This window comes from Agreia sp. (genome assembly GCF_964263775.1).
Lineage (GTDB): Bacteria > Actinomycetota > Actinomycetes > Actinomycetales > Microbacteriaceae > Agreia.
Genome location: NZ_CAXVWM010000126.1, coordinates 1 through 23,642 on the forward strand (window position 1 = coordinate 1; position 23,642 = coordinate 23,642).

Consider the following 23,642-nt stretch of genomic DNA (forward strand, 5'->3'; position numbering starts at 1 on the left):
GGTGCCGGGGGTCAGGCCGAGGCTGGTGAGCGCGGCGGCGAAGTCGGCGTCGAGGAGCACGGCGGTGTCTACACCGGTGAGCGAGGGGATCGACGCGACGGGCGTCGGGGTGGTCTCGGCCGAAGACGACGGCGACGACGACGTCGACTCCGTGGACTCAGACGACGTGGAGCAGGCGGCGAGCGAGAAAGCGAGGAGACCGGCAGCCGCGAGGCTGATCGAGGTCTTGGCGATGTTGCGCATGACGTGTGTTTCCTTTTGCTGGGGAAGGTGTTGCGGACACCTATGATTCGCCACCCCTCGGCAATCGGTTTGGTCAGTCGGACGTGCGGCGTCTCTCCTCGAGCTCTGCAGCGCTACTTTCGGGTGCGGTTCGCGAAGCGCTGCTGCAGGATGACCGCGACAACGATGATCGCGCCCTTGGCGATCGCCTGCACCGAGGTCGACAGGTTGTTCTGGGTGAACACGTTCGTGAGGGTCGAGAAGATCAGCACGCCGAGCACCGTTCCCATGATCGTGCCCCGCCCGCCCACGAGCAGCGTGCCGCCGACGACGACCGCGGCGATCGCATCCAGTTCGTACAGCGTGCCGTGGGTTGACGTGCCGGCCGTGGTGCGGGCCAGCATCATCACGGCGGCGATGCCCGAGGTGAGCCCCGCGAGGATGTACACGTACATCAGGTGCCGCTTGACCTTGATGCCGGCCAGTCGCGCGGCCTCCAGGTTTCCGCCGATCGCGACCGTGCGACGACCGAAGGTGGTTCGGTTGAGCAAGAACCAGCCGGCGATGACGACGAGCACGAAGATCCAGATGAGAATGGGCACGCCGATGATCTCTCCGCGCATGGCCGAGAGGAAGCCGGGCTCGTTCACGATCTGCGTGGTGCGGTTGGCCAGCACTTCGGCCAGGCCTCGCGAGGCCACGAGCATCGCGAGGGTCGCGATGAACGCCACGACGTTTCCGTAGGCGATCACGATTCCGTTGATGAGTCCGGCAGCGCCGCCCACCGCGAGCGCCACGACGACCATCACGAGCCAGCTCGACGACGACGCGAAGTTCTGCACCCACGAGAGCGTCGCGACCACGGTGGCGAGTCCCATCACGGAGCCGACCGAGAGGTCGATTCCGCCTGCCGTGATGACGAACGTCATTCCGATGCTGATGACGCCGATGATCGACGCGAATCGGATGATCGTCAACACGTTGTCGAAGCTGGCGAAGCGGTCGCCTGCGGTGATCGTGCCCACGACGAAGAGGGCGATCAGGGCGATGACGAGGCCGAGGCTGCGGCCGGCCGAGCCGCCGAGCGCGCGGCTGAAGACGGAACGCGTGTCGCCGTCGTGGATTTCTGCAGCGTGAGTGCTCATGCGGCACTTCCTTTCATGACGAGGTCGAGCACGTCGTGCTCGGTGATGGCCTCAGCGGCGCTTTCATGGATGATTCGACCGTCGGCGACCACGAGTACGCGGTCTGACAGGTTCAAGACTTCGTCGATCTCGCTCGAGATGACGACGATGGCTGTTCCCTGCGACGCCAGTTTTCTGATCAGGGAGTAGATCTCGGCGCGCGCGCCGACATCCACACCTCGGGTCGGCTCGTCGAGAAGCAGAATGCGGGTGCCGTGCACCAGCCACCTGGCCAACAGGATCTTCTGCTGGTTGCCGCCCGACAGGGTGCGGGCCGGGCGGTCGGGATCGGCTGGACGCAGTTCGAGCGCCTCGAGCTGCTCCCTCGCCGCCTGTCGTTCCGCACGTTCGTCGAGAATGCTGCCCCGGGCCCAGCGGGTGAAGCTGGCGAGGGTGACGTTGCGATACACCGGCTCATCGAGGATGAGTCCCTGGCTCTTGCGCTCTTCGGGTGAGAGACCCATCCCGGCATGCACGCCGGCCCGCACCGAGCCGGGCACCAGGGCCTTGCCGTCGACGACGACGCGGCCCGCGCTCGATTTGCGGGCGCCGTAGACGGTCTCCACAATCTCGGACCGGCCCGAACCCACGAGACCCGCGAGTCCGACGATCTCGCCGGCGCGCACCGTGAAATCGACGTCTTCGAAGACGCCGGCGAGGCCGAGCCCTTCGACAGAGAGCAGCACGGGGGCGTCGGAATCGAGCGGCACGCGCGCCGGAAAGACGTTCTCGAGGGAGCGCCCGGTCATCAGCTCTATCAGCTCGTTGGTGGGTGTGTCGGCCACGGGAAGATTCGTGGCCATCGTCCGTCCGTCTTTGATGACGGTGATGCGGTCGCCGATCTCTCGGATCTCCTCGAGGCGGTGCGAGATGTAGATGACGGCGATCCCGGCCTTAGTGAGCTCACGCACGACTCTAAACAGGTTCTTCACCTCTTCGGAGTCGAGCACGGCCGACGGCTCGTCCATGATGATGAGTTTCGCGTCGTGCGAGAGTGCGCGGCCCATGCTGACTATCTGCTTGTTCGCGGCCGAGAGCGAGCCGACCTCGCGGCCGGGGCCGATGTGCGGATGCCCGAGCCGGGCCATGATTTCGGATGCCTGCCGGGCCGTGCTGCGTCGATCCGTGACTCCCGCGCGATCGACCTCATGACCCAGGAAGATGTTCTCGGCCACGCTCAGCCCGTCGACGACGTCGAGCTCTTGGTACATGGTGGCGATACCTATGGAGATGGCGGTCACGGGGTCGGAGATGGAGACGAGCTCACCCTGCCAGTAGATCTCGCCGCTGTCGGGTTGATTGATGCCCGAGAGCGTTTTGATGAGGGTGGACTTGCCTGCGCCGTTCTGGCCGAGCACGCAGTGCACCTCTCCGGGCACAACCTCGAGGTCGACTCCCTTGAGGGCCTGAACGCCCGAAAAGGACTTCACCAGTCCCCGGACATGGAGTAATGACTGTTGTTGGTCGACTTTGATCACTCAATCAACATAACAGACCCGTTCGAACTTTACTTATGCCGATTGACAAAAATAAGTTGAAGTGGTGTCGTCGACTTCTGATACTGTGACTTTCGTCAGTGCAGACAAGCATGAGCCTTCCGGCCTCTGCAGTTGTCTCCCTCGGCACCCGCAGCAGCAATCAAATTCCAGGAGGAACACAATGCGAAGCACACGACAGATCATGGGGAGGCTGGTCCTCACCACCGGGGCAGCGGTGGCAGCACTCTCTCTCATGACCGCCTGCACGTCAGGTTCGACCACCCCCGAGACATCGGCCCCGGAGAACAGCTCGTCGAGTGACAGCAACGGCGGCGGCGCATCCGACGGCACGATCACGATCGGCTTCTCCGGCCCCGCGGCCGACCACGGATGGCTCGGAGCCATCAACTCGGCGGCGATCGCCGAGGCCGAGAAGTACGACGACGTCGAACTCATCGTCGCCGAAGGTACGAACGACGCGAACCTGCAGATCAGCCAGGTCGAGACCTTCATCAACGACGGCGTCGACGCCATCGTTCTGCTGCCCACCGATGGCGCAGCGCTCACCGACGTGGCCATCCGCGCGATGGATGCCGGAATTCCCGTCATCAACGTCGACCGCGAATTCTCGAGCACCTTCGCCGCACGCACGACCATCCTCGGTGACAACTACGGCATGGGCGTCAGCGCCGGCACCTACATCTGCGAGCAGCTCGACGGCAAGAAAGACGCCGTCGTGGCCGAGATCGCCGGCATCGACAGCCTCCCGCTGACCCAGGACCGCAGCAAGGGCTTCGCCGATGCGCTCGACGACTGTGGACTCGAGGTCTCCAACCGCGTCGCGGCCGACTTCACCGTTCAGGGTGGCGAAGCGGCGGCCTCGCAGCTGCTGTCGGCCGCACCCAAGATCGACGCACTGTGGAACCACGACGACGACCAGGGCGTGGGCGTGCTCGCCGCAATCGACGCCGCCAATCGCGATGAGTTCTTCATGGTCGGCGGCGCCGGCTCGGCGAACGTGATGCGCTCGATCCAGGCCGATGACACGGTTCTCAAGGCGACCGTGATCTACCCGTCGACGCAGGCCGCCGACGGAATCTCGCTGGCCCGCCTCATCGTTCTGGGCGAAGGACTCGACGAGCTCACGGGATCGTCGATTCCCCGCACCATCCAGCTCGATGCGCCGGTCGTGACCAAGGAGAACGTCGACACCTACCTGCCGACCGCCTTCGAGTCCTGATCCGAACCGGGCGGGGAGAGATCGTCTCCCCGCCCGGCAGCGCGTTCGCGCACCAGCTCACCACCACAGAAAGCTTTGACATCGTGACCTCCTCCCCCTCCTCCCTGCGAGTCGCACTCATCGGCAACGGTTTCATGGGAGCGGCCCACTCCCAGGCCTGGAGGGTCGCCCCCCGGTTCTTCGATCTGCCGCTCGAGCCCGAGATGTCGGTGCTGGTCGGGCGTGATGCCGGCCGAGCCGAGATCGCCGCGGGGCGATGGGGATGGGCCGCGAGCTCGGACGACTGGCGCTCGGTCATCGCCCGTGACGACATCGACGTGGTCGACATCGTCACGCCCGGAGACTCGCACGCGGAGATCGCGTGCGCTGCTCTCGCGGCGGGCAAGCACGTCATCTGCGAGAAACCCCTGGCCAATACGGTCGACGAGGCCCGCGCCATGGCAGACGCCGCCCGCGCCGCCGCGGCAGACGGCATCCTGGCCATGGTCGGATTCACCTACCGCCGGGTTCCGGCCGTGACCCTCGCGCGCGACCTCGTCGCCGAGGGCCGCGTGGGAACGATCAGACAGATCACCGTGTCGTACCACCAGGATTGGCTGGTGGATCCGGAATCCCCCTTCACCTGGCGCATGGACAAGTCGCTCGCGGGGTCGGGAGCGCTGGGCGACATCGGCGCGCATGCCATCGACCTGGCCCAATTCGTGACAGGACACGACATCTCCTCCGTCAGCGGCATCATCGAGACCCTCGTTCCCGAACGGCGCGATGCGCACGGACGAGCCGCGGTCGTCACCGTCGACGATCGAGCCCTCTTCACCGGGCGCCTCGACAACGGCGTGCTCGGCAGTTTCGAGGTCAGTCGCATGAGCACCGGTCGCAAGAACTCCCTTCGAATAGAGGTCGCAGGCTCACTCGGCGCGATCGCGTTCGACCTCGAAGACCTCAACTCGCTGCAGTTCTACGACGCGACGATCGACGCCTCGCGCCGGGGGTTCTCGAAGATCATCGTGACCGAACCCGAGCACCCCTATATAGAAGCCTGGTGGCCGGCGGGTCACATGCTGGGCTACGAACACGGCTTCTCGCACCAGGTTAGCGATTTCGTGCACGCCATCGCGGCCGGCGAACAACCCCGCCCCAGCTTCGACGACGGCCTGCAGGTGCAACGCGTTCTCGACGCCGTCGAGCGCAGCTCCCACGCCGGAAGCGTCTGGAGCGCCGTCTAAGGCGCTCGAAGCTCGAAACGCCGAAGGCTAGGCGCTCAGCGACGCGACCATCGAATCGACACGCTCGTTCGACAGCGCGTACTGGATGGCCAGGACCCCGGCTCCCGCGATCGCCGCATCGGCTCCGATGCGCGAACGGGTGATCTCGAGGTGCTGGGTGGCGAATGGTGTGGCCCGCGTATAGATGGACTCCCGCACGCCCGCGATGAGAAACTCTCCCGCGGCAGACAGCGAGCCGCCGATCACGATGGTCGAGGGGTTCATCAGACTCACACACGTGGTGAGCACTTCGCCGATGTCGCGCCCTGCCTGGCGAACCGCCTGAATAGCCTCGATGTCGCCGCGACGGACGCGTTCGATCACATCGAGGCCCGTCAGGGGCTCGTTCGCGTCTGTCTGCAACTGCCTGCCCAGGGCGGCACCCGAGGCCAGCGCCTCGAGGCATCCCCTGTTGCCGCAGCGGCAGTAGATGTCTGCTCCGCGCGGCACGTAGACGTGACCCAGGTCGCCTGCCGTACCCTGAGCTCCGCGCCGCAACGTTCCGCCCGAGATCACTCCCGCGCCGATTCCCGTGGCCACCTTGACAAACAGCAGATCGTCGACGTCGGGCCACGCGAGCTGGCGCTCGCCGAGCGCCATGATGTTCACGTCGTTGTCGACGAGCACGGGCACCCCGAAGTGCGCGCCGAGCGTGCCGGCCACGTCGTAGCGATCCCAGCCCGGCATGATCGGCGGGTTGATCGGCCTGCCCGTCGCGTGCTCCACCGGCCCGGGGAGGCCCACCCCGACGGCGAGCAGGGTGCGCCCGCTCGACTCGCCGCTCGCCAGCAGGTCTGTGCCGAGCGACGTGACTTTGTCGAGAACCGCTACGGGCCCGTCCGCGATGTCGAGTCGATCGGATACCTCTGCGAAGACCGAACCCGTGAGGTCGGTCACGGCGACCCGCACATGCGATGCACCCACATCGACCGCCAACACCGAGTGGCCGGTCGAATTGAGCGAGAACTGCGTCGACGGGCGGCCGCCTGTCGAGATGGCGTCGCTCACCGGCCTGAGCAGACCGAGCTTCATCAGGGCGTCGATGCGCAGCGCCACCGTCGACCGGGCGAGCCCCGTGGTCGCCGCGAGTTCGGACCGGGTGCGGGGCTGACCGTCGCGCATGATCTGGAACAACTCACTGGTATTGCTATCGCGGTGCCCACTTACGTCAGTCATGTATCTAGGTTATATCGACAATCGACTTGAGTAGGGTGTGCTCATGGCCCCCGCTCCCCGTGTCCTCTCCGTCTGCGTTCACAACGCCGGCCTCTCGCAGATGGCCGCAGGCTACCTGACCGCGCCGCCGTGCCCCGTCTGATGACTACCGAGGCGGTTCGCAATTCTGATGTCGTGATCACCATGGGCTGCGGCGACGTCTGCCCCATCTTTTCTGGAAAGCGCTACGAGGACTGGGAGCTCACCGACCCGAACGGCAAGGGCATCGAGGTGGTGCGCGTCATCCGCGACTCGATCACGGTGCGCATCGAGACGTTGCTTCGGCAGCTTGTCGCCGAAACCTGAGCCGTGGCCGCCCTCTCGAGTATCGATCTCACGTTCGACGCAGCCTCCGAGGCGACCCTGCGGGGCGAATGGGATGCGCTGGAACGCGCCGGCTTCTCGAGCCTCGGCGCGCATAGGGCGACTACTAACCGGCCGCACCTCACCCTCGTCGTCGGAACGCCCCTCGACCTCGTGGGCCGCCCCACCGTAGACGCACTCCCCCTGCCCCTCACGATCGGGGCGCCGGTGCTGTTCGGCAGCGGTGACCGGCGCGTGCTCGCGCGGCTGGTCACTCCGACGTCGGCACTGCTCGACCTGCAGGCCGTCGTTCACGCATCCGTGCGGCAAGACGGCCTCGCCGCACATTCGCACCCCGGCGCCTGGATCGGCCATGTCACCCTGGCCCGCCGCATCCGGCTCGACGATGTGGCGCAGGCACTCGGCCTGCTCGGCAACGACATCATCGCAGAGGCGACGGCGCTGCGACTGTGGAACGCGGCGGAGCGCACGGTGACCCTGCTGGCGTAGCCCCGAACCGTCGAGTGGCGTCGTCGTGCCCAGCCCTAAGCGGCTGATGGGCACGACGGCGCCACTCGAACCCGGCCTGCTCAGCGGGCGATGAGCGCGATGGCCACCATCGCGACCCACGCGAGTACCGCCGCGTAGAGCAAGCGCTCGACCAGGCCGAAGAAGCGCTTCAGCGGCCCGACGAGGCTCGTCAGCAGGATGAGCGCGCAGAGAGCCGCCATGGCCCACGCGAGAACCGCTGACGCCGGGGCGATAGCCGAGATCGCCTCGTCGATCGCGAACGACCCCGTGAGCAGGAAGGCCGCCACCGTGGCCGACGCGAAGAACGCCGTGGCGAGCAGGTTGTGCCGCAGGCCGGTCGCCGTGCGGGGAGCGCCCGGCGCATCCATGGGCACCCACCCGATGGTGAGGCGCGCGAAGCCCAGAATGACGAGAAAGACGATGCCGGCCGCGTTCGCTTCGGTCAGGGCCTCGACGAGGGCGACCGCGAGGGTCAGCGCGGCGACCCCGAGCGAGAGGGCGGCGGCACGATAGAACGTGAAGTAGTCGGTGATTCCGTACTGGCTCACGGGATCGCGCAGGGGGTTGAGGCCCGTGGGCGACACGTGCAGGTAGACCAGGCATCCGAGACAGACGATCACGCCGAGCAGTGCGATCACAGCGATTGCGGTCACCATTTCGAGATCTCCTTCGGCCCCGTTCGGGCGACGGCGGCGTTCACCCTCGATCATGCACCACTGGATGATTCCCTGCGCGCTGACATGCGTGAGCGGGGGCCGGTGCGCCGCGTTCGGGGTGGCGCACCGGCGGGTCGTGCGACGAGAATCGACGCATGAGTCATCCCGAATTTCGCCAGGTCGTGCTTGACACCGAGAATGCCCGCGAGCTCGCCGAGTTCTACCGCCGGCTCCTCGACCTCGACTACATCGCGGGAGACGAAGCGCCCGCGCCCGGCGAGTCCGACCCCGCCGGCGCCGACTGGCTGGTGCTGCTCGGTGCCGACGGGCGGCGGCTGCTCGCATTTCAGCAGGTCGCGAGGCTCGAGCAGGCCACATGGCCCGAGGGCCCCCGACCGCAGCAGCTGCATCTCGATTTCAGTGTCGGCACTCTCGACGAACTCCGCACCCACAACACCCGAGCCCTGAGTCTCGGCGCGACGCTGCTCGATGACCGCATCGACGACCCGAACGAGGCGCTGGTCGTGCTGGCCGACCCCGCCGGGCATCCGTTCTGCATCTTCGTCACGAGCGACTGAACGGGCGCCTCGTGCCGGCTCAGCGCGTGCGGTAGGCCCGAACGAACGCATCCGCGCCCCGGAGAGCCGCGGCCTCGACCTGGGCGTCGGTGATCGAGCCTGGCTGGAACAGGCTCCGGTCGAGCGCCTCGCCGAGCACCAGGTAGGCGAAATGCTCGGCGGCGCGACGGGGCTCGGGTACGTGCAACGTGCCGAGCACCGCGTATCGGAGCAGTCGATCGGCGATCGCGCCCATGATCCGGCCGGGAACTCGGTCGAAGTAGTCGGAGGCCAACTCGGGAAAACGCAGAGCCTCGCCGATGAGCAGACGCCGAGTGGAGATCACCTGTGGTGTGATCACCGCGCGAGCGTGCGCGAGCGCGAACTCGGCGACCTCCTGGTCGATCGGAAGCACACCGATCGGTGACTCGACTCGGTCGACGACGAACTTTTCGGATATCTCGGTCGCCCGGGCGATGACAGCGCGAAAAAGTTCGTCCTTTGTTCCGTAGAGGTTGAAGACGGTGCGCTTCGCGACTCCTGCCTCGACGGCGATGCCGTCGACAGTCGCCGCCAGATACCCTCGCGCCAGAAAACACCCGAGTGCCGCGTCGAGGATGAGGTCCCGCGATCGAAGGATCCTCGGATCGGTGCGTGCCCGCTCGTTCGTGCCGGGTGTTGCGCTCGGAAGGTCCACGATGCCATTATGCACTGACCAGTGCATTACTGCACCCGGGAGTGTAGAAGAGAGGAAGGCCCATGCCGACGACCCCTGCCACCGGATTCGACAGCGCCGCCGCCGTGACCCGCTCGATGCTCGGCTGGGGAGTAGTCGCCGGTCCGTTCTACCTCGTGTTCGGCCTCGTGCTCGCCCTCACCCGCGAGGGTTTCGACCTGAGCCATGACGCCCTGAGCATCCTTCTGCTCGGCGAGACCGGCTGGATCCAGGGGCTCAACCTCGTGCTGTCGGGGCTCATGACACTCGTCGCTGCGGCAGGACTGTGGCGCACCCCGGCGTGGCCGAAAGCGGCCGCGGTGCTCGTCGGCATCTACGGGGCGGCACTTATCGCGAGTGCTTTCGCGGCTCCCGACAGGCCGGGCGCGGGCACGGCGTCCCTGCCGGGAATCCTGCATCTGGCCTTCGGCGCGATCGGCTTTCTGTGCCTGGGCGCGGCCGCCATCGTCGCGGCACGCTGGTTCCGGCACCGGGGCTCGAGCGGAGCGATCTGGTCGCCGACCGCAGGCATCCTGATCGTCGTCGCGTTCGTCGCCGGCGGCGCTTTGTCGCAAACAGGCTGGGGAGTGGCGCTGCTCTGGATCGCCGTGGTCGCCGGATGGGCGTGGCTCGCTGTCACCTGCGTGGCGGCCTATCGGGTAGTGCCGCACCCGCTTCTGTCGCGCCGCTGACTGGTCGCATCGTTTGCGGTGGGCGCACGCGTCGCGGGAGACTGGAAGTCCGCACCGGATCGCTACTGAGTCTTCCGCTAACCAAGGAGCTCACCCATGGCCGAAACCACCGAACCGATCGACGCCCGCATCGGCCTCTACATCGACTTCGACAACATCGTCATCTCGCGCTACCAGCAGCTGCACGGACGCAACGCGTTCCAGCGCGACGGTATTCGCGACTTCGACAAGTCCGACCCGAACAACGACCCCGAGATCGCCGCCCGCCTGGCCGCAGCGACCGTCGACTTCAGCGCCATCATCGACTTCGCCGCCAGCTTCGGCACCACCGTGGTCAACCGCGCCTATGCGGACTGGTCTGTTCCGGTGAACGCGAGCTACCAGCGCCAGCTCATGTCGCGCGCCGTCGACCTGACGCAGCTGTTCACGACGACCACCCGCGGCACCAAGAACGGGGCAGACATCCGCCTCGCCGTCGACGTGGTCGAAGACCTGTTCCGCCTGCCCGACCTCACCCACGTGATCATCGTGGCGGGCGACTCCGACTACATCGCTCTCGCGCAGAAGGCCAAGCGGCTCGGACGCTTCGTTGTGGGCATCGGTGTGGCCGGATCGACCAGCACCTCGCTGGCCGCCGCGTGCGACGAGTTCGAGGACTACGACTCGCTTCCCGGCATCGAGAAGCGACCGGAGGTCGTCGCCCCGGCGGGTTCGGGCTCGTCGCGCCGCGGCTCGAAGAAGGCGGTGGATGCCGCTGCCGGCGTCGTCGAGGTGGAAGTCGGGGCGGAGGCGGAGACCGACGCCGAGCCGCAGAAGGTGCCCGTCCGATCTCGTCGCGTCACGGTTCCCATGTTCTCGCACACCGAGGACTCTCCCTTCGAGGAGCCCGAGCCGGAACCCGAGGACGCGCAGACCGTGGCCACCGAACTGCTCGTGCGCGCGCTGCAGATCGGACACGCGAAGGGCGATGCCGACGAGTGGCTGAACACGGGTTCGGTGAAGAACCAGATGCGGCGCATGGATCCGTCGTTCAACGAGAAGCCGTTGGGCTTCCGCTCGTTCACCGACTTTCTCGCCTCGCGCGAAGACGTGGCAGAACTCGCCGAAGAGGGCCAGCAGCGGCTGATTCGCCTGCTCGCCTCGGCCGACACGCAGCGCTGATTCTTTCGTTCCCTGAGCCTGTCGGAGGGTATCCGTCTCGACAGGGTCGACGAACGAATGCCGCGGTTCAGCCCACCGCGTAGCGGCCCGGGCGGTGGTTGAGCACCAGCACGATGCTCAACACCGCCGCGCCCAGCGCCGACAGCAGCACCACCCACGGCGAGACCACCGCGAACGACACGAGCACCACGATCACGTCGAGCGACATCTGCACGTAGCCCGCGCGCCAGCCGAGCTTCTCCTGCACCAGCAGCGCGAGCACGTTGAAGCCGCCCAGGCTCGAGCCGTGCCGGAACAGGATGAGCATGCCGACGCCGGCGAGCAGATTGCCCACCAGGATTCCGTAGACCGCATCGAGGTGCTCGAAGCTCACGAGCGACGGGATGATCGACGAGAACAGCGAGACGAGTCCTACGGTGATGAGGGTGCGCACCGTGAATGCCACCCCCTTCTTCCACAGGGCCAGCGCGAAGAAGGGCGCGTTCACGAGCAGAAACAGCACCGGGAACGGCAGCGCGGTCACGTAGCTGACGAGCAGCGAGGCGCCCGCCGTTCCGCCCGTGACGGCGCCGGCGCTCTTCAGCAAGAAGATTCCCAGCGACGTGGTGATCGTTCCCGTGAGAATCGCGAGGATGTCCTCGACGATCGTGTGCCTCGTCGAGGCCTGCGTCACCCGCGCCGACGACGGAGGCGCGGCGGGCGGCAGCAGGGGTGAAGAGGTCATCGCCTATGTTCTCAGCGAGCTGGGCATCCGCGCAAACGACCCCGCAATGATTGAGCAGATTGCAATATGGCAACGCTGAATAATGACAGAATGCCATCATGGACACTCTCGACGCCCTCGATGCCCGGCTGCTCCTGGCCCTCGACGAGAATCCGGATGCCACCATCCTGTCTCTCGCACGCACGCTCGGCATCGCCCGCAACACGGTGCACGCCCGCTTCGCCCGGCTCGAGCGCATCGGGGCCTTGAAGGAGCCGAGTCGCCGGGTCGACCCCGCCGCCCTCGGCTACACCCTCGTCGCGTTCGTCTCGATCGCGATCAGCCAGGCCACGGGTCATCTCGCCGAAGCCGGACTCGCGGAGCTGCCCGAGGTCGTCGAGATCCACTCCACCACAGGTGAGGCCGACCTGCTCGTGAAGGTGCTCGCGCGCGGCACCGAGGAGCTGCGCCGCATCACCGTATCGATGCTCGCAATCGAGGGTGTGGTGCGAACGAACACCACGATCTCTCTGGTCGAGACGATGCCCCTGCGGCTGCGCCCACTTCTCGAGCAGGCGGCCGAGGCCTGAGTCGACCGAAATTGTCGGTTCGAGCGACGCACGTACAACGACTGCACACCCGACGTCGAGCAGAGGAGGCGGTCTGGCGGTTCAGTAGATCAGCGGCAGCGCGATTGTGAAGATCAGACCGTTGAGCACGCCCAGCAGCAGCGCGACGCCGAGCGTGGTGCCGACGATGGCGAGGAGCTTCGACGGGCCGCCCTTCAGGTAGCCGATGACGCCGAGCGCGACCGCGCCGAGACCGAGCAGCGCATCCAGAACCGACTGCGCTCCGCCGAGGAGACCGTACGACGACGTGCTGCCGGTCGCGTAGATACCGACCTGGATGAACGTGAAGATGAATCCGAGCACGAAGCCTGAAGCTCCGAGAATCGCCGAGACCAGGCCGAGCGTGTTCTTGGCGCGGGGCGGCTGGGGCTGCGTGTAGCCGGGCTGCTGGGGCTGCTGGCCGTAACCGGGGTGCGGCTGCTGCGGCGGGTATGCGGGCGCCGGAGGCACCGGCGTCTGCGGAGGGGTGTTCGACGGCGGAACGGCCGGGGGTTCGAAGGTCATGATCGTTCTTCCTGCTCGCGAAGCGTGTGCTTAGAGTATGCCCGCCGTGATGCACTCGACGCACGCGGAGCGTTCGAGCATGGGCGGGGCGGGCGGCGGGGTCATGAGCGGTCGAGCGACAGCCCAGACAGAGCGAAGTAGTGGTCGAACTCTGCCGCGCCGCGCAGCTGGTCGATCAGCCGCACGAGCAAGAAGCTCCGTCGCGACACGTGCCACGTGGGCACGGCGCCCTGCACTCCGCCGTCGGCCGTGACCGAATAGGGCAGGGGTAGAGCGGCCCTGAACTGGTCGATCCACACCGCGATCACGCGGTCGACGAGCGCGCCCCTGTAGAAGAGGTCGACGAAGAACGGGCGCGCGTTGTCGTACTCGAAATTCGCCGGCTTGACCCAGTCGAGCAACGCTTCGATCTGGATGGTCGCTGCATCCATGCCGAATTCGATCGAGATGTCGACGTCGTCGCTCAGGACCGCCCGGGTGCCGTGCTGAGCCACTCGAACGACCGATCCGCCCTGACCATTGCCCGATGCCGAGAGGTTCTGGTGATACATCGGACCGAAGGTGATGGCGTTCCACTGGGCGGGGCCCGTCGGTTCTATCGAGAGGTAGATCTGGGGCAGCTGCACAGGGTGTCCTTTCGACGTGTCTTCAGACTAAGGCCCCTCCCGCCATGCTGTGACACACAGTGTGTTTGTGTCTCGGGCCACGGGCTGAGAGACTGGTCGCGAAACGGGGGATCATGACCAGCCGCACGAACTCGAACTCGCCCACCTGGGGCACACCCCGTCGCCTCTCCCGGCGGGGGCGAAGAGTCGCGTTCGTCCTCAGCGCCGTCGTCGCCGTGGCACTGGTGATCTCGATCATCACCTCGGCCTCGCCGTGGGCATCCAGCATGCTCATTCGTTCTGTCTTCGAGAAGGGCGGGCGCGACACGGTCGCCGAGATGCTGCCGTTCGTTCCGCCATCCGGCATCGGCGAGACGCTCGACGTGCAGTACGGCGACGGCACGGCCGGGGCCGCAACGACACTGGATGCGTTCCGCCCGCAGTCCGCGACAGGCGCGCTTCCGACCGTGGTCTGGATCCACGGGGGTGCGTGGATCTCGGGCGACAAGCGCGATGTCGCCCCGTATCTGAAGATCATCGCCGCTCAGGGGTATACGACCATCGGAGTCAACTACTCGATCGCGCCGGAGTCGGTCTACCCGACCGCGATCGTGCAGCTCAACGACGCACTGGCCTACATCGACGATCATGCCGAGGAGCTGGGGGTCGACCCCGAGCAGATCGTGCTGGCCGGCGATTCGGCCGGCGCTCAACTCGCCAGCGAAATCGCCGGCATCACCACGAATCCGGCCTATGCAAAGCTTCTCGGGGTTCATCCGGCGCTGTCGTCGAGCCAGCTCGTCGGCACGATCCTGAACTGCGGAGTCTTCGACCTGCAGCGCATGTCCGAACTGAACGGTATCGAGGCGTGGGGGTTCAAGATCTCGCTGTGGGCCTACACCGGCACCAAGGACTGGTCGGACACCTCTGCGGGCGCGACCATGTCGAGCATCGATTTCGTCACGCCCGAGTTTCCGCCGACGTACATCTCGGGGGGCAACGGCGACGCCCTCACGTGGGTCGAGTCGGTGCCGATGTCGAATGCGCTGAAGCAGTCGGGCGTCGAGGTCGACGAGTTGTTCTGGGCGGCCGACCACGAGCCCGCGCTTCCACACGAGTACCAGTTTCATCTCGACTACGACGAGGCGCACACCGCGCTGGATCGAACCCTCGCTTTTCTCGCGGCGCACACCCACGCATCCTGAACCGCCGCACGTGCTGAACTGAATAACCGACACCCACCGAACGAGAGAAGCCTTCGTGCCGTCCATCTCCGAGCTGACAATCCCCGGCAAGCGCAACGTCAAGGGGCTCACGGCATCCATCGCAGGGCTCACGTCGGGCGAGCTCGTGAAGGCCGTGTTCTCGACTCCGCGCTACGGCATCGTCTCGATCGAGGGCAGGGCGCACTTCTCGAAGACCACGAGTTCGTACATGCTCGCGGGCCGGGCTCTGGATGCGAACCTCAAGCCCGACAAATCGCTTCAACTCCTCGAGGTCATCGGCGCCCAGGCCACCGCCGTCGATGACGGCGTCGCAGACGGCGTCGCAGACGGCGTCGCCGCGCTGACCGACGCCGAGGTCGCCGCACTTCCGTCGGGCGATCCCGCCGACGTCGTTCCCTCGCTGCAGCACGGCGACGTGGTGGCCGCGCGGTACTTCGAACTGGCCTACGGAGCGTTCACTGTGATGGGCGCGTGCGTTGCCGCACCCGGCGGGTCGTTGATGCTCGGCACCTGGTTCGTCTCGCGCGACGGGGTGCCCGCCCGACGACTCAACCACGTCGACGTGGTGGCCCGAGCGGCCGACGGCGAATTGCGCATCCCAGGGCCTATCTCGTCGTGGGGAGACGAGTCGGGCACCGAGGAACTCTGAGCGAGGGCTTGTTTCACCCGGAATAGCGCGCCTAGCCTCGATTCATGGCACTCGATCCCGCCGCCAGCATGCAGTCCGACGCGTTCGATCCGGCATCCAATCATCTGGATGCGCGAATCGACCTCGGCGCGCGGCTGCTGCGGCGCCATCGTGACTTGGTTGTCACGCGACACGACACCGGAGCCGAAGAGTTGCGCACCGACGCGGGAGAACAGGAGCAGGCCGGGCGACTGCTCGCCCAGGTGCACAGCGACCTGCACTCGAAGACGGTCGTCGAATTCCTTCGAGAGTGGCGAATCATTTCTTGACCAGCGGCAGACTGGGGTGCATGGATGAAACGGGCGTCATCACCACCCAGGCCTCCACGGTCGACGAGTGGACACGCGCACTGGCCGATACGAACGGCTCGCCCGGTGGGGGCGCTGGCGCCGGCGTGATGCTCGCCATCGCGGCATCGCTTATATCGATGGTGGCGGGCTACTCCCAGCGAGACGGCGAGAGCGGGGGCGAGGTCGATGATCTCCGGGAGTTGCACGCGCGAGCGCACTCCCTGCGCGAGATAGCCCTGCGTCTCGCCGACGACGACTCCGAGGCCTCGGCGGCGTTCGGTGCGGCGTACAGCCTCGAGAAAGGACCCGAGAGAGACGCGGCGATCCGCGACGCATCCATGGCCGCGGCCCGCGCATCAAGCGTTCTCGGCCGCCACGCAGCCGACGCGATCAACGACCTCGCGTGGCTGGCCTTTCACGGAAATCCCGCGCTCATCGCCGACGTGGTCGCGGCGCTCGGCGCACTCCGGGCCGCGATCACGGGCGCTCGAACGAACGTGAGCTTCGACCTCGCGGCGGTGGCTCGCGCCGGGCAACCTCCCGAGCAGGTGAGATCGGCGGATCCGGCGGTGTGGAACTCGGTGCAACTATTCGACCACGCCCGCGATCGCATCGACGAGATCATGCTCGCGGTCGACGACCGAGCGGCCCCCACCGACCACGAGTAGACATGGGCGCTCGTCGGGCACTAGCCGAACTGCAGCAGGATCTTTCCCATGTGGGCGCTCGACTCCATGCGACGGTGGGCGTCGGCCGCGTCGTGCGGGGCGAACACGCTGTCGACCGTGGGCTTCACCCGCCTCTGCTCGATGAGCGGCCACACCGACTCACGCACTGATGCCACGATCGCGCGGCGCTCGGCGAGCGGCCTGGCGCGCAGGGTCGTGGCCCAGATCCGCCCACGCTTCATCATGAGCGACCCGACATCGAAGTAACTCGTGTCGCCGCTCTGGTTCGCGATCACCATGATGCGCCCGCCGATGGCGAGAGCCCGGATGTCGCGGGCCAGGTAGTCGCCGCCGACCGAGTCGAGGATCACGTCGACGCCTGCCTCGGAGGTCTCGTTCGAGACGACCTCGACGAAATCCTGATCGCGATAGTTGATTCCGGTGGCCCCCAGCGCAGGGCCGATTGCCCGGGTAGAGAACCTCGGAGAGCAGGTACAGAAATGACCCGCCTGCGTCGAGACTGGAACACGTCCGCCGTGCTCTATCTGGTGCTTTCCATCGTCGGATTCGTCGGCACCTGGACCTTCAACATCACCGCCATCGTCGAGAAACGAGACTTTCTCGACGAATGGTTCGGCAGCGGGCCGTCGGTGAACTCCCTCGGTGTCGACCTGGCGATCGTGGCCGTCGCCGCCATCGTGCTCATGGTGGCGGAGGCGCGCAGGCTGAGCATGCGCGGAATCGTGCTGTACGTCGTTCTCGTCCCCGTGGTCGCTTTGGCGTTCGCTTTCCCCCTGTTTCTCTGCGCACGCGAACGGCAACTCGTGCGTCAGCGCACGGCGGAGCACTGAGGTGCGGGCGTGGCCCCTAGCCGAGGGCAATCCCGCAGCGGACTCACAGGCCGACCTCGACGGCGAGGGCGACTCGCCCGACGTTCCCGGCTTCCCGTGGTGGATGCTGGTGGCCGGCGGAGTCGTCGCGCTCGCCGCAGGCTACGTCTGGCACTCGGAACGGCCCCCTCGGCGCGCCCCGGTTCGGCGGGTCGGCTAAGCGCACCCGCCCGACTCTTCGCAAGGCCCCCGTCGAAAGTCGCACGCCTGTGATTTCGTAGTCCGTGTGAGCACAGCATCATCGAAGACCGCAGGCCACGTCATCATCGACACCGCGCGCGATGTGTTCGGGTGGCCATCACTGCGCGAGGGCCAGCTCGAGGCGGTGCGGGCCCCCGCATCCGGGCAAGACGTGCTGGCGGTCATGCCCACGGGCTACGGCAAATCTGCCGTCTACCAGCTGGCGGGCACACTGCTCGGCGGCGTCACCGTGGTCGTCTCGCCGTTGATCGCGCTGCAAGACGACCAGGTTCGGTCGCTTCGCGAGACTCACGGGCGCGCCGCCGTCGCCATCAATTCGTCGCGCTCCGCCGCAGAGAACACCGAGGCCTGGTCGCTCGTCGAGGGTGGCGAGCCGTGTTTCGTGTTTCTCTCACCAGAGCAGCTCGCCAAACCCGCTGTCGTCTCCCGCCTGGCGACTCGGGGCATCACCCTGATGACCATCGACGAGGCGCACTGCGTGTCGTCGTGGGGCCACGACTTCCGCCCCGACTACCTGGGGCTCGGCGAGGTCATCGAACAGCTCGGGCATCCGCCGGTGATCGCGCTCACCGCGACCGGCTCCGGCCCGGTGCGCACCGACATCGTCGAGCGCCTCGGCCTGCGCGATGCGCTCGTGCTCGCCCGCGGCTTCGACCGTCCCAACATCAGGCTCGAGGTCGTGCGTCACGAGAGCGACGACGACAAGCGTCGTGCCGTCGTGCGGCAGGTTCTGGATGCGACGGGTCCCGGCCTCGTGTACGTCGCCACCCGCGCCGACGCCGAGCGCTACGCCGCGGCCCTGCAGGCCGAGGGCGTGCTGGCCGACGCGTATCACGCGGGCATGCCCGACACGGAGCGGGAAGACGTGCACAACCGCTTCACCGACGGCACGCTCGACATCGTCGTGGCCACGAGCGCCTTCGGCATGGGCATCGACAAACCCGACGTGCGCTTCGTGGTTCACGAGGCGGTCACCGACTCGCTCGACAGCTACTATCAGGAGGTCGGGCGCGCAGGTCGCGACGGCGAGGCATCCCTGGCCACTTTGCACTACAGGGCAGAAGACCTCGGCCTGCGCACCTTCTTCGCGTCGGGGGCGCCGTCAGAGCAGGCGATCTCCCGCGTGTACGCGGCCGTCAAGAAGTCGCCCTCGATCTCCGTGGCAGATCTCGCGACGCGTCTCGATCTCTCTGCGCGCACAGGCCGCAGTCTCGTCAATCTTCTCGAAGAGGCAGAACTCCTCACCTCGACAGCCGCCGGGCTCAACGCCGTCGGCCGTCACTCCCCGGCGGGGGCGGCTCGAATTGCGAGGGAACGTGCCGAGGCCCAGCACAGGGTCGAGAAGTCTCGCGTGCAGATGGTTCGCAGCTACGCCGAGACGATCGAATGTCGTCGCATCTTTCTGCTGGGCTTCTTCGGCGAAGAGTTGCCCCGCCCGTGCGGCAACTGCGACACCTGCGCGTCGGGCAGCGCGGCCGAGGAGCACGCCCGGGAGCACCATGCGGGCGGGGCGGGCGGTGGTGCTGCTGCATTCAGGGTCGAGGAGCGCGTGCAGCACGCGACGTGGGGCGCCGGCGTCGTCATGCGCGTAGAAGACGACCGCATCACGGTGTTCTTCGACGACGAGGGGTACAAGGTGCTGTCGGTCGAGGCGGTGCGGCAGCATCGACTGCTCGCCGCACTGCCCGCCTGACCGCCGACGCCGCCGACGACGCCGCCGTCAACTCACCTCAGTTCTGAGCAGGATCTTCGAGATCTTTCTGCGCACTATCGCCATCTTGTGCTGCGGCGTGCTCGTCTTCTTCGATGTTGAAGTTCGACGCCTGGCCGTGCCCCAATGCGATGCCGTCGTCGGAGTTCGGGATGGTGCCGTCTTTTCCGAGCTTCTCGCCCTCGGTGGGAATGCTGTCGTCTGACATGATCGCTCCTTACGCGTCGTGGTGTTCCCAGTCAAACGCGATCCATGGTGGCCGGCCGGGGGGTGGCGCCAAGCGGCGCGGCGTGCTTGCCTTGAACTCGCCCGTCCATGTCGCGGCGGGCATCCGAGGCCCGGGCGGCAGCCCGCGAAAGGGGACGTGACCATGAGCGACCAGCAGAGCGAGTTCGACAAGAAAGAGGTCGACGAGGGCGAGCAGATCATTCCCGACATCGACGCCGACGACAACGTCGCCACCGAAACGGTGAAGCACTCCTACGCAACGCTCGAGGACGCACTGCCGGCTGACGGCGTGCGCGACCACGATCTGCACTGAACGCGCTACCGGGCAACGGGCGGATGCGCCACCCCCGTCGCCGTGTCGGTCGTCACCCGTAACGTGGGTGGCATGTCAGACATCCAGAACAACGACGCGTCGGTCGAGCCGGCGACTCCCTCGGTAACCCAGAACGACTCGCCCACTGGCGAAGAGACGCTGGGCGCGCCCCGCCCCGACGGCGACACCTCGTCGGCAGCCAAAGACCCCGAAGACTGGGTCACCGGCGACGAGCCGATGACCGGCCCTCAGAAGAGCTACCTCGATACGCTCGCGCGCGAGGCCGGCGAAGAGCTGCCGGCCACTCTCACCAAAGCCGAAGCATCCGAGCACATCGATCGGCTGCAGAAGGTCACCGGGCGCGGCCAGTAGGGCGCGCCCCGGCCCAGCACCTATCGGCTGTAGCTGCGGGCCGCTGCATGAATCTGCTCGATGATTTCGAGCGTTCTCAGCGATTCGCGTGCGTCGACGGGCAGCGGTGCTCCGTGCAGCAGCGCCTCGGCGAGCAACTCGTAGAAGGTGGCGTACTTGCCCGCCTGTGTGGGCAGGGCGAGCACGTCGCCATCGACTCCGAGCAGGCCCCAACGGTCTTCTCCGTAGACGCCGAAGCCGTCGTCGGTGGGCAGAGCTCCCCCGCGCAGTTGGGTCTCCTGCGGGTCGAGCCCCCAGCTGGTATAGGCAGAGGTCGATCCGAGCACGTGAAAGCGCGGCCCGACCTGGGCGGCCATTCCGTTCATCCAGAGCTGTGTGCGTACGCCCGACGCATGCCTCAACAGAACCGTGGTGTCGTCGTCGGCGACTCCCCCCTCGCGGCGGGTGATCACCTCGGCATAGATCTCGTCGACATCGCCGAAAAGCTGCAGAGCCTGGTCGAGCAGGTGCACGCCGAGATCATAGAGAATCCCGCCGCCCTCCGCCGCCGAGGCCTTTGCCTTCCACGATTTGGCCTGCACCGGCTTCCACCACTCGAAGCGCGACTCGAAGCGGCGAACCTCACCCAGCTGGCCAGCAGCGAGCAACGAGGCCAAGGTCAGAAAATCGCCATCCCACCGGCGGTTCTGGAACACGGTGAAGGGTAGCCCGAGCCGCTCGGCCTTCTCGATCAGCGCCAGACCCTCGGCGCTGGTGACGGCGAACGGCTTGTCGACCACGACGGCGACCCCGGCATCCAGGGCCCTGTCGGCCAGGGCGGCATGAGTGCCCGACGGCGACCCGATCACCACGAGGTCGAGCTGGCCTCGGGCCGCTCGATCGAACAGGTCGTCGACGCTGTCGACGATGACGGCGGCCGGATGCAGGCGCGCGGCCTCTGCGGCACGCTCGGCATTCGAGGTGACGATCACCGACACCTCGAAGTCGAGGTTCGTGGCCAAGAACGGCGCGTGGAACACCCGCCCCGACAGACCGAACCCGATGATTCCGGCGCGGATGGGACGACTGAAGGGCGTGGCAGAAAGCATGATCCGAGGCTACCGGGGTGTCAGCGAGATCGCTCCGAGAGGGCATGGAGCACGCGCGTGAGTTCGGGAAGCTTCGTCGCCACGTCGTCGGCGCCCCGGAGGTAGATCATGCGGCGACCGTCGGCATAGTCGCCCTCGAGAAGTTCGCTCGTGATCTCGGGCGCCGCCGGGTGGTGCACAACGAGGTGAAGGTGGTCGTCGGGGCGCAGCATGAACGTATAGAGGTAGTCGTCTGCGACGCGAAAGCTCGGCGCGTTCCACTTCCATTCCTCGGTGATCCGGGAGTCGATGGCGAGGGTGGACTGTCGCAGAAGATCGATCTGGGCGCGCATCGGATGGGCGCGCTCGTCGAGCGCCGCATCGACATCGATCGGTTTCTTCGGCATGCGCACAGGTTAGCGCTCGCCACCTGTCGGAACTGGCTGAACAATGTCCTCGCAATAATTCGGGTCTCGACATAAGGCCCAGGCCGCCCGCCGTCTCGCCGGATCATAGCGATCAAAGCGTTTTACATCTCCGGCGCGCCTCTCGCTCATCTACTCCGCAGGGATGGGTCCGTCGCGTTGTCGTTCCTCCCCGAAATATCTCGACTTCTTTACCTGACGACTGCGTGGTGTTTAGGTTGGGGTAGATCAGCCGTTGGGGGTGATTGACGTGGATGCCATCGAAGTGCACCGGCCCGTCAATCGACTGCGGCTTCTTTTGCTCGGCGGCCTCGTCGGGGCCGGCTTCATTGTCGGCGGAATATTCCTTTCTGCGACTCCCGCACATGCCGATGGAGGTCTCCTCGATGGCCTCGGCGGTGTCGTCTCAGAAGTGACCCAGCCCGTGAACCAGCTGGTCGACACGGTTGGCGAAACGGCTGTTCCTGTGGTCGACAACGTCACCGCCGTCGTGCCGGAACCGGTTGCCGAGGTCGTGCAGCCCGTGGTTCAGCCCGTCGTCGAGCAGGTCGTGCTACCTGTCGTCGAGGCGTTGCCGCAGGCGCCCGTCGCCGAGATCGTGCAGCCTGTCACCGACCTCGTCGATCCGATCGCCTCGGCCGTTCCGGTGGTCGGTGATGTTCTCGGTTCGACCCCGACCGCCAGTGTCATTGCCCCGGTAGTAGAGCTCGCAGACGGCACGCTCGGGACGGTGGCCGACACCGTCGTGACCGTCGCACCGGCGCTTCCCGGAGCATCCGGCCCTACCGCCCCCGGCGTGGTCGTTCCGTCGATTCCTGGCCTCGATCTTCCCGACTCCTCCACTGTCGGCTCGGGCACGAACGGTTTCGCCGTTCCCAGTTCCGCACCTGTTGTCATAGCGGTGTCGCTGCCGACCGACGGCACGCGCACCGCTCCGGTTCGCGGCCCTTCCGCATCCGGTCTCTCAGCTGGTCTCCCCGCCCCGGGGCAGGCCGGTTCCGTCAGCTCTTCCGCGCCTTCGACACCGGGTTCACCGGTCCCTGCCGGGCCTTCGGAGGGTTCTGTCGTGGTGTTGCCCACTCCGTCTGGAAGTGGCGGCCACGGCGCGAGCGGCGGAGCCGGTTCCGGCGGGCTCACCGCGGTCGAAGCCATTCCTGGTTCTCTCTTCGCGCACGCCGCTCTGACGGTGCGCGCTCTCGGATCCGACGATGCCCTTCCGGCGTCGCCGACATTCGATCTCGGTTCGACTCCCGACTGACCGGGTTCGCACCTGCCTGAAGTTCAGGGGCAGACGACGCGAACCATCTCCCCCGCGAAAGCGCGGCTGGAGCCCATCAGTCAGAACCATCTTTTGGAGTTGAATCATCATGAAGAAAATCGTTCAGAGAGGGCTGTATTTCACCCTCTTCGTCGGAGGCCTCTCGTGCCTCGGCGTCGCCGCAGCCAACGCCGCGGACACCACCACAGGCGAAGACGGCCTGCTCTCGGGAACCCAGACCGTCATCGGCCTCGAGGTGCCCGTCGACCTCTCCGGCAACGCGATCACGGCCGTCGGAGACGCCACCACCACATCCGAAGCCGCACCTGCACCCGCAGCAGAACCTGCTGCGGAATCGGCGCCCGAGGCGACGACATCGGGCGAGGACGGTGCCGCATCCGGCACCCAGGCCGTCATCGACGCCGCCGTACCGATCGATGTCTCCGGTAACGCGATCAGCGTCATCGGCGACTCAGAACAATCGGGCAGCACTGACGCTGCACCGGCCGAAGCCGCACCCGCTGAGGCCCCTTCGGTGGCGACGACGACGGGGAGCGACTCGCTCCTCGGAGGAACCCAGGGACTGGTCAACATCGACATCCCGATCACGGTCGGCGGCAACGCCATCACGGTGATCGGCGACGC

At 66.7% G+C, this 23,642-nt stretch carries 30 protein-coding genes and 2 pseudogenes; 19 read left to right on the forward strand and 13 right to left on the reverse strand.

The annotated features are described in order from the left end of the window. The 3 genes and pseudogenes from ACE5CZ_RS09525 to ACE5CZ_RS09535 all read right to left on the reverse strand — a co-directional run. Positions 1 to 243, reverse strand: a pseudogene (locus tag ACE5CZ_RS09525) (hypothetical protein); the annotation flags it as partial. A 113-nt stretch (positions 244 to 356) separates the two neighbouring features. Continuing rightward, a complete protein-coding gene (locus ACE5CZ_RS09530; RefSeq protein WP_374947092.1) occupies positions 357 to 1,367 on the reverse strand; it encodes an ABC transporter permease in 1,011 nt (336 codons plus the stop codon). Further along, positions 1,364 to 2,839, reverse strand: coding sequence for a sugar ABC transporter ATP-binding protein (locus ACE5CZ_RS09535; protein ID WP_374947120.1), 1,476 nt, complete (start codon positions 2,837 to 2,839; stop codon positions 1,364 to 1,366). The genes ACE5CZ_RS09530 and ACE5CZ_RS09535 overlap by 4 nt, the downstream gene beginning before the upstream one ends. Before the next feature lie 226 nt (positions 2,840 to 3,065). On the opposite strand from ACE5CZ_RS09535, the gene ACE5CZ_RS09540 reads away from it, so the two are divergent. Together ACE5CZ_RS09540 and ACE5CZ_RS09545 are read left to right on the forward strand one after the other, a co-directional pair. Continuing rightward, complete coding sequence (locus ACE5CZ_RS09540) at positions 3,066 to 4,124, forward strand: substrate-binding domain-containing protein (protein WP_374947093.1); 1,059 nt, start codon at positions 3,066 to 3,068, stop codon at positions 4,122 to 4,124. 83 nt (positions 4,125 to 4,207) lie between these two features. Then, a complete protein-coding gene (locus ACE5CZ_RS09545; RefSeq protein ID WP_374947094.1) occupies positions 4,208 to 5,350 on the forward strand; it encodes a Gfo/Idh/MocA family protein in 1,143 nt (380 codons plus the stop codon). A 27-nt stretch (positions 5,351 to 5,377) separates the two neighbouring features. On the opposite strand, the gene ACE5CZ_RS09550 is transcribed toward ACE5CZ_RS09545, so the two are convergent. After that, positions 5,378 to 6,565 carry an ROK family protein gene (locus tag ACE5CZ_RS09550; protein WP_374947095.1) on the reverse strand — a complete coding sequence of 396 codons (1,188 nt, stop codon included), beginning with the start codon at positions 6,563 to 6,565 and terminating at the stop codon, positions 5,378 to 5,380. 43 nt (positions 6,566 to 6,608) lie between these two features. Between ACE5CZ_RS09550 and ACE5CZ_RS09555 the strand changes: the two are divergent. Together ACE5CZ_RS09555 and ACE5CZ_RS09560 are read left to right on the forward strand one after the other, a co-directional pair. Beyond that, positions 6,609 to 6,910, forward strand: a pseudogene (locus ACE5CZ_RS09555) (heat-shock protein HtpX). Positions 6,911 to 6,913: 3 nt separating this feature from the next. After that, the gene (locus tag ACE5CZ_RS09560) at positions 6,914 to 7,417 is read left to right on the forward strand and encodes a 2'-5' RNA ligase family protein (RefSeq protein WP_374947096.1); all 504 of its coding nucleotides are present in this window, start codon (positions 6,914 to 6,916) and stop codon (positions 7,415 to 7,417) included. An 80-nt stretch (positions 7,418 to 7,497) separates the two neighbouring features. Here ACE5CZ_RS09560 and ACE5CZ_RS09565 read toward each other — a convergent pair whose 3' ends face one another. Then, positions 7,498 to 8,094, reverse strand: coding sequence for a DUF998 domain-containing protein (locus tag ACE5CZ_RS09565; protein WP_374947097.1), 597 nt, complete (start codon positions 8,092 to 8,094; stop codon positions 7,498 to 7,500). Positions 8,095 to 8,249: 155 nt separating this feature from the next. Here ACE5CZ_RS09565 and ACE5CZ_RS09570 point away from each other — a divergent pair, with 155 nt between their 5' ends. After that, complete coding sequence (locus tag ACE5CZ_RS09570) at positions 8,250 to 8,672, forward strand: VOC family protein (protein WP_374947098.1); 423 nt, start codon at positions 8,250 to 8,252, stop codon at positions 8,670 to 8,672. Positions 8,673 to 8,691: 19 nt separating this feature from the next. On the opposite strand, the gene ACE5CZ_RS09575 is transcribed toward ACE5CZ_RS09570, so the two are convergent. Beyond that, positions 8,692 to 9,348, reverse strand: coding sequence for a TetR/AcrR family transcriptional regulator (locus tag ACE5CZ_RS09575; protein ID WP_374947099.1), 657 nt, complete (start codon positions 9,346 to 9,348; stop codon positions 8,692 to 8,694). A gap of 62 nt (positions 9,349 to 9,410) precedes the next feature. Here ACE5CZ_RS09575 and ACE5CZ_RS09580 point away from each other — a divergent pair, with 62 nt between their 5' ends. Beyond that, positions 9,411 to 10,058 (forward strand): DUF998 domain-containing protein, encoded by a 648-nt coding sequence (locus tag ACE5CZ_RS09580; protein WP_374947100.1) that lies wholly within the window; start codon positions 9,411 to 9,413, stop codon positions 10,056 to 10,058. Positions 10,059 to 10,154: 96 nt separating this feature from the next. Further along, a complete protein-coding gene (locus tag ACE5CZ_RS09585; protein ID WP_374947101.1) occupies positions 10,155 to 11,219 on the forward strand; it encodes an NYN domain-containing protein in 1,065 nt (354 codons plus the stop codon). Positions 11,220 to 11,286: 67 nt separating this feature from the next. On the opposite strand, the gene ACE5CZ_RS09590 is transcribed toward ACE5CZ_RS09585, so the two are convergent. Next, positions 11,287 to 11,943, reverse strand: coding sequence for a YitT family protein (locus tag ACE5CZ_RS09590; RefSeq protein WP_374947102.1), 657 nt, complete (start codon positions 11,941 to 11,943; stop codon positions 11,287 to 11,289). 98 nt (positions 11,944 to 12,041) lie between these two features. Here ACE5CZ_RS09590 and ACE5CZ_RS09595 point away from each other — a divergent pair, with 98 nt between their 5' ends. Beyond that, the gene (locus ACE5CZ_RS09595) at positions 12,042 to 12,512 is read left to right on the forward strand and encodes an Lrp/AsnC family transcriptional regulator (RefSeq protein ID WP_374947103.1); all 471 of its coding nucleotides are present in this window, start codon (positions 12,042 to 12,044) and stop codon (positions 12,510 to 12,512) included. Positions 12,513 to 12,593: 81 nt separating this feature from the next. On the opposite strand, the gene ACE5CZ_RS09600 is transcribed toward ACE5CZ_RS09595, so the two are convergent. Continuing rightward, positions 12,594 to 13,055, reverse strand: a complete 462-nt coding sequence (locus ACE5CZ_RS09600; RefSeq protein WP_374947104.1) for a hypothetical protein — start codon at positions 13,053 to 13,055, stop codon at positions 12,594 to 12,596. Positions 13,056 to 13,156: 101 nt separating this feature from the next. Beyond that, on the reverse strand, positions 13,157 to 13,681 hold the full coding sequence (locus tag ACE5CZ_RS09605; RefSeq protein ID WP_374947105.1) for a hypothetical protein: 525 nt from the start codon (positions 13,679 to 13,681) through the stop codon (positions 13,157 to 13,159). A 113-nt stretch (positions 13,682 to 13,794) separates the two neighbouring features. Between ACE5CZ_RS09605 and ACE5CZ_RS09610 the strand changes: the two genes are divergently transcribed. The 4 genes from ACE5CZ_RS09610 to ACE5CZ_RS09625 are packed head-to-tail and all read left to right on the forward strand — an operon-like array spanning position 13,795 to position 16,532. Beyond that, positions 13,795 to 14,865: an alpha/beta hydrolase gene (locus ACE5CZ_RS09610; protein WP_374947106.1), complete on the forward strand. Its 1,071-nt coding sequence runs from the start codon at positions 13,795 to 13,797 to the stop codon at positions 14,863 to 14,865. Between the two features lie 55 nt (positions 14,866 to 14,920). Continuing rightward, entirely contained in the window at positions 14,921 to 15,535 is a 615-nt protein-coding gene (locus ACE5CZ_RS09615) for a hypothetical protein (protein WP_374947107.1), read from the forward strand. Between the two features lie 44 nt (positions 15,536 to 15,579). Next, positions 15,580 to 15,843, forward strand: a complete 264-nt coding sequence (locus ACE5CZ_RS09620; RefSeq protein WP_374947108.1) for a hypothetical protein — start codon at positions 15,580 to 15,582, stop codon at positions 15,841 to 15,843. Between the two features lie 20 nt (positions 15,844 to 15,863). After that, positions 15,864 to 16,532: a cyclodeaminase/cyclohydrolase family protein gene (locus ACE5CZ_RS09625; protein WP_374947109.1), complete on the forward strand. Its 669-nt coding sequence runs from the start codon at positions 15,864 to 15,866 to the stop codon at positions 16,530 to 16,532. 20 nt (positions 16,533 to 16,552) lie between these two features. Here the strand turns inward: ACE5CZ_RS09625 and ACE5CZ_RS09630 are convergent, their stop codons facing one another. Next, positions 16,553 to 17,077, reverse strand: coding sequence for a zinc-binding dehydrogenase (locus tag ACE5CZ_RS09630; RefSeq protein WP_374947121.1), 525 nt, complete (start codon positions 17,075 to 17,077; stop codon positions 16,553 to 16,555). Between ACE5CZ_RS09630 and ACE5CZ_RS09635 the strand changes: the two genes are divergently transcribed. The 3 genes from ACE5CZ_RS09635 to ACE5CZ_RS09645 all read left to right on the forward strand — a co-directional run bounded on the left by ACE5CZ_RS09635 (position 17,033) and on the right by ACE5CZ_RS09645 (position 19,316). Continuing rightward, positions 17,033 to 17,383, forward strand: a complete 351-nt coding sequence (locus ACE5CZ_RS09635; protein ID WP_374947110.1) for a DUF2834 domain-containing protein — start codon at positions 17,033 to 17,035, stop codon at positions 17,381 to 17,383. The two genes, ACE5CZ_RS09630 and ACE5CZ_RS09635, sit on opposite strands and share 45 nt — an antisense overlap. Before the next feature lies 1 nt (position 17,384). Then, complete coding sequence (locus ACE5CZ_RS09640) at positions 17,385 to 17,582, forward strand: hypothetical protein (RefSeq protein ID WP_374947111.1); 198 nt, start codon at positions 17,385 to 17,387, stop codon at positions 17,580 to 17,582. A gap of 66 nt (positions 17,583 to 17,648) precedes the next feature. Beyond that, a complete protein-coding gene (locus ACE5CZ_RS09645; RefSeq protein ID WP_374947112.1) occupies positions 17,649 to 19,316 on the forward strand; it encodes a RecQ family ATP-dependent DNA helicase in 1,668 nt (555 codons plus the stop codon). Positions 19,317 to 19,353: 37 nt separating this feature from the next. Here ACE5CZ_RS09645 and ACE5CZ_RS09650 read toward each other — a convergent pair whose 3' ends face one another. Further along, a complete protein-coding gene (locus ACE5CZ_RS09650; RefSeq protein WP_374947113.1) occupies positions 19,354 to 19,542 on the reverse strand; it encodes a hypothetical protein in 189 nt (62 codons plus the stop codon). Between the two features lie 162 nt (positions 19,543 to 19,704). Here ACE5CZ_RS09650 and ACE5CZ_RS09655 point away from each other — a divergent pair, with 162 nt between their 5' ends. Both ACE5CZ_RS09655 and ACE5CZ_RS09660 read left to right on the forward strand, forming a co-directional pair. Further along, entirely contained in the window at positions 19,705 to 19,875 is a 171-nt protein-coding gene (locus ACE5CZ_RS09655) for a hypothetical protein (RefSeq protein ID WP_374947114.1), read from the forward strand. A gap of 72 nt (positions 19,876 to 19,947) precedes the next feature. Next, the gene (locus ACE5CZ_RS09660) at positions 19,948 to 20,247 is read left to right on the forward strand and encodes a DUF3072 domain-containing protein (RefSeq protein WP_374947115.1); all 300 of its coding nucleotides are present in this window, start codon (positions 19,948 to 19,950) and stop codon (positions 20,245 to 20,247) included. A gap of 20 nt (positions 20,248 to 20,267) precedes the next feature. Here ACE5CZ_RS09660 and ACE5CZ_RS09665 read toward each other — a convergent pair whose 3' ends face one another. Beyond that, positions 20,268 to 21,335, reverse strand: a complete 1,068-nt coding sequence (locus ACE5CZ_RS09665; RefSeq protein ID WP_374947116.1) for a Gfo/Idh/MocA family oxidoreductase — start codon at positions 21,333 to 21,335, stop codon at positions 20,268 to 20,270. A 20-nt stretch (positions 21,336 to 21,355) separates the two neighbouring features. Then, the gene (locus ACE5CZ_RS09670) at positions 21,356 to 21,721 is read right to left on the reverse strand and encodes a DUF1801 domain-containing protein (protein WP_374947117.1); all 366 of its coding nucleotides are present in this window, start codon (positions 21,719 to 21,721) and stop codon (positions 21,356 to 21,358) included. Between the two features lie 268 nt (positions 21,722 to 21,989). On the opposite strand from ACE5CZ_RS09670, the gene ACE5CZ_RS09675 reads away from it, so the two are divergent. Both ACE5CZ_RS09675 and ACE5CZ_RS09680 read left to right on the forward strand, forming a co-directional pair. Then, positions 21,990 to 22,997 (forward strand): hypothetical protein, encoded by a 1,008-nt coding sequence (locus ACE5CZ_RS09675; RefSeq protein WP_374947118.1) that lies wholly within the window; start codon positions 21,990 to 21,992, stop codon positions 22,995 to 22,997. 109 nt (positions 22,998 to 23,106) lie between these two features. Continuing rightward, a partial coding sequence (locus ACE5CZ_RS09680; protein WP_374947119.1) for a chaplin family protein occupies positions 23,107 to 23,642 on the forward strand: 536 nt, incomplete at its 3' end.

Bases quoted from the DNA above. Each gene is read 5' to 3' on its own strand.
- ACE5CZ_RS09530 (WP_374947092.1), bottom strand. From the start codon at position 1,367: ATGAGCACTCACGCTGCAGAAATCCACGACGGCGACACGCGTTCCGTC.
- ACE5CZ_RS09540 (WP_374947093.1), top strand. From the start codon at position 3,066: ATGCGAAGCACACGACAGATCATGGGGAGGCTGGTCCTCACCACCGGG.
- ACE5CZ_RS09550 (WP_374947095.1), bottom strand. From the start codon at position 6,565: ATGACTGACGTAAGTGGGCACCGCGATAGCAATACCAGTGAGTTGTTC.
- ACE5CZ_RS09565 (WP_374947097.1), bottom strand. From the start codon at position 8,094: ATGGTGACCGCAATCGCTGTGATCGCACTGCTCGGCGTGATCGTCTGT.
- ACE5CZ_RS09570 (WP_374947098.1), top strand. From the start codon at position 8,250: ATGAGTCATCCCGAATTTCGCCAGGTCGTGCTTGACACCGAGAATGCC.
- ACE5CZ_RS09580 (WP_374947100.1), top strand. From the start codon at position 9,411: ATGCCGACGACCCCTGCCACCGGATTCGACAGCGCCGCCGCCGTGACC.
- ACE5CZ_RS09585 (WP_374947101.1), top strand. From the start codon at position 10,155: ATGGCCGAAACCACCGAACCGATCGACGCCCGCATCGGCCTCTACATC.
- ACE5CZ_RS09590 (WP_374947102.1), bottom strand. From the start codon at position 11,943: ATGACCTCTTCACCCCTGCTGCCGCCCGCCGCGCCTCCGTCGTCGGCG.
- ACE5CZ_RS09595 (WP_374947103.1), top strand. From the start codon at position 12,042: ATGGACACTCTCGACGCCCTCGATGCCCGGCTGCTCCTGGCCCTCGAC.
- ACE5CZ_RS09600 (WP_374947104.1), bottom strand. From the start codon at position 13,055: ATGACCTTCGAACCCCCGGCCGTTCCGCCGTCGAACACCCCTCCGCAG.
- ACE5CZ_RS09610 (WP_374947106.1), top strand. From the start codon at position 13,795: ATGACCAGCCGCACGAACTCGAACTCGCCCACCTGGGGCACACCCCGT.
- ACE5CZ_RS09620 (WP_374947108.1), top strand. From the start codon at position 15,580: ATGGCACTCGATCCCGCCGCCAGCATGCAGTCCGACGCGTTCGATCCG.
- ACE5CZ_RS09625 (WP_374947109.1), top strand. From the start codon at position 15,864: ATGGATGAAACGGGCGTCATCACCACCCAGGCCTCCACGGTCGACGAG.
- ACE5CZ_RS09635 (WP_374947110.1), top strand. From the start codon at position 17,033: ATGACCCGCCTGCGTCGAGACTGGAACACGTCCGCCGTGCTCTATCTG.
- ACE5CZ_RS09650 (WP_374947113.1), bottom strand. From the start codon at position 19,542: ATGTCAGACGACAGCATTCCCACCGAGGGCGAGAAGCTCGGAAAAGAC.
- ACE5CZ_RS09655 (WP_374947114.1), top strand. From the start codon at position 19,705: ATGAGCGACCAGCAGAGCGAGTTCGACAAGAAAGAGGTCGACGAGGGC.
- ACE5CZ_RS09660 (WP_374947115.1), top strand. From the start codon at position 19,948: ATGTCAGACATCCAGAACAACGACGCGTCGGTCGAGCCGGCGACTCCC.
- ACE5CZ_RS09665 (WP_374947116.1), bottom strand. From the start codon at position 21,335: ATGCTTTCTGCCACGCCCTTCAGTCGTCCCATCCGCGCCGGAATCATC.
- ACE5CZ_RS09670 (WP_374947117.1), bottom strand. From the start codon at position 21,721: ATGCCGAAGAAACCGATCGATGTCGATGCGGCGCTCGACGAGCGCGCC.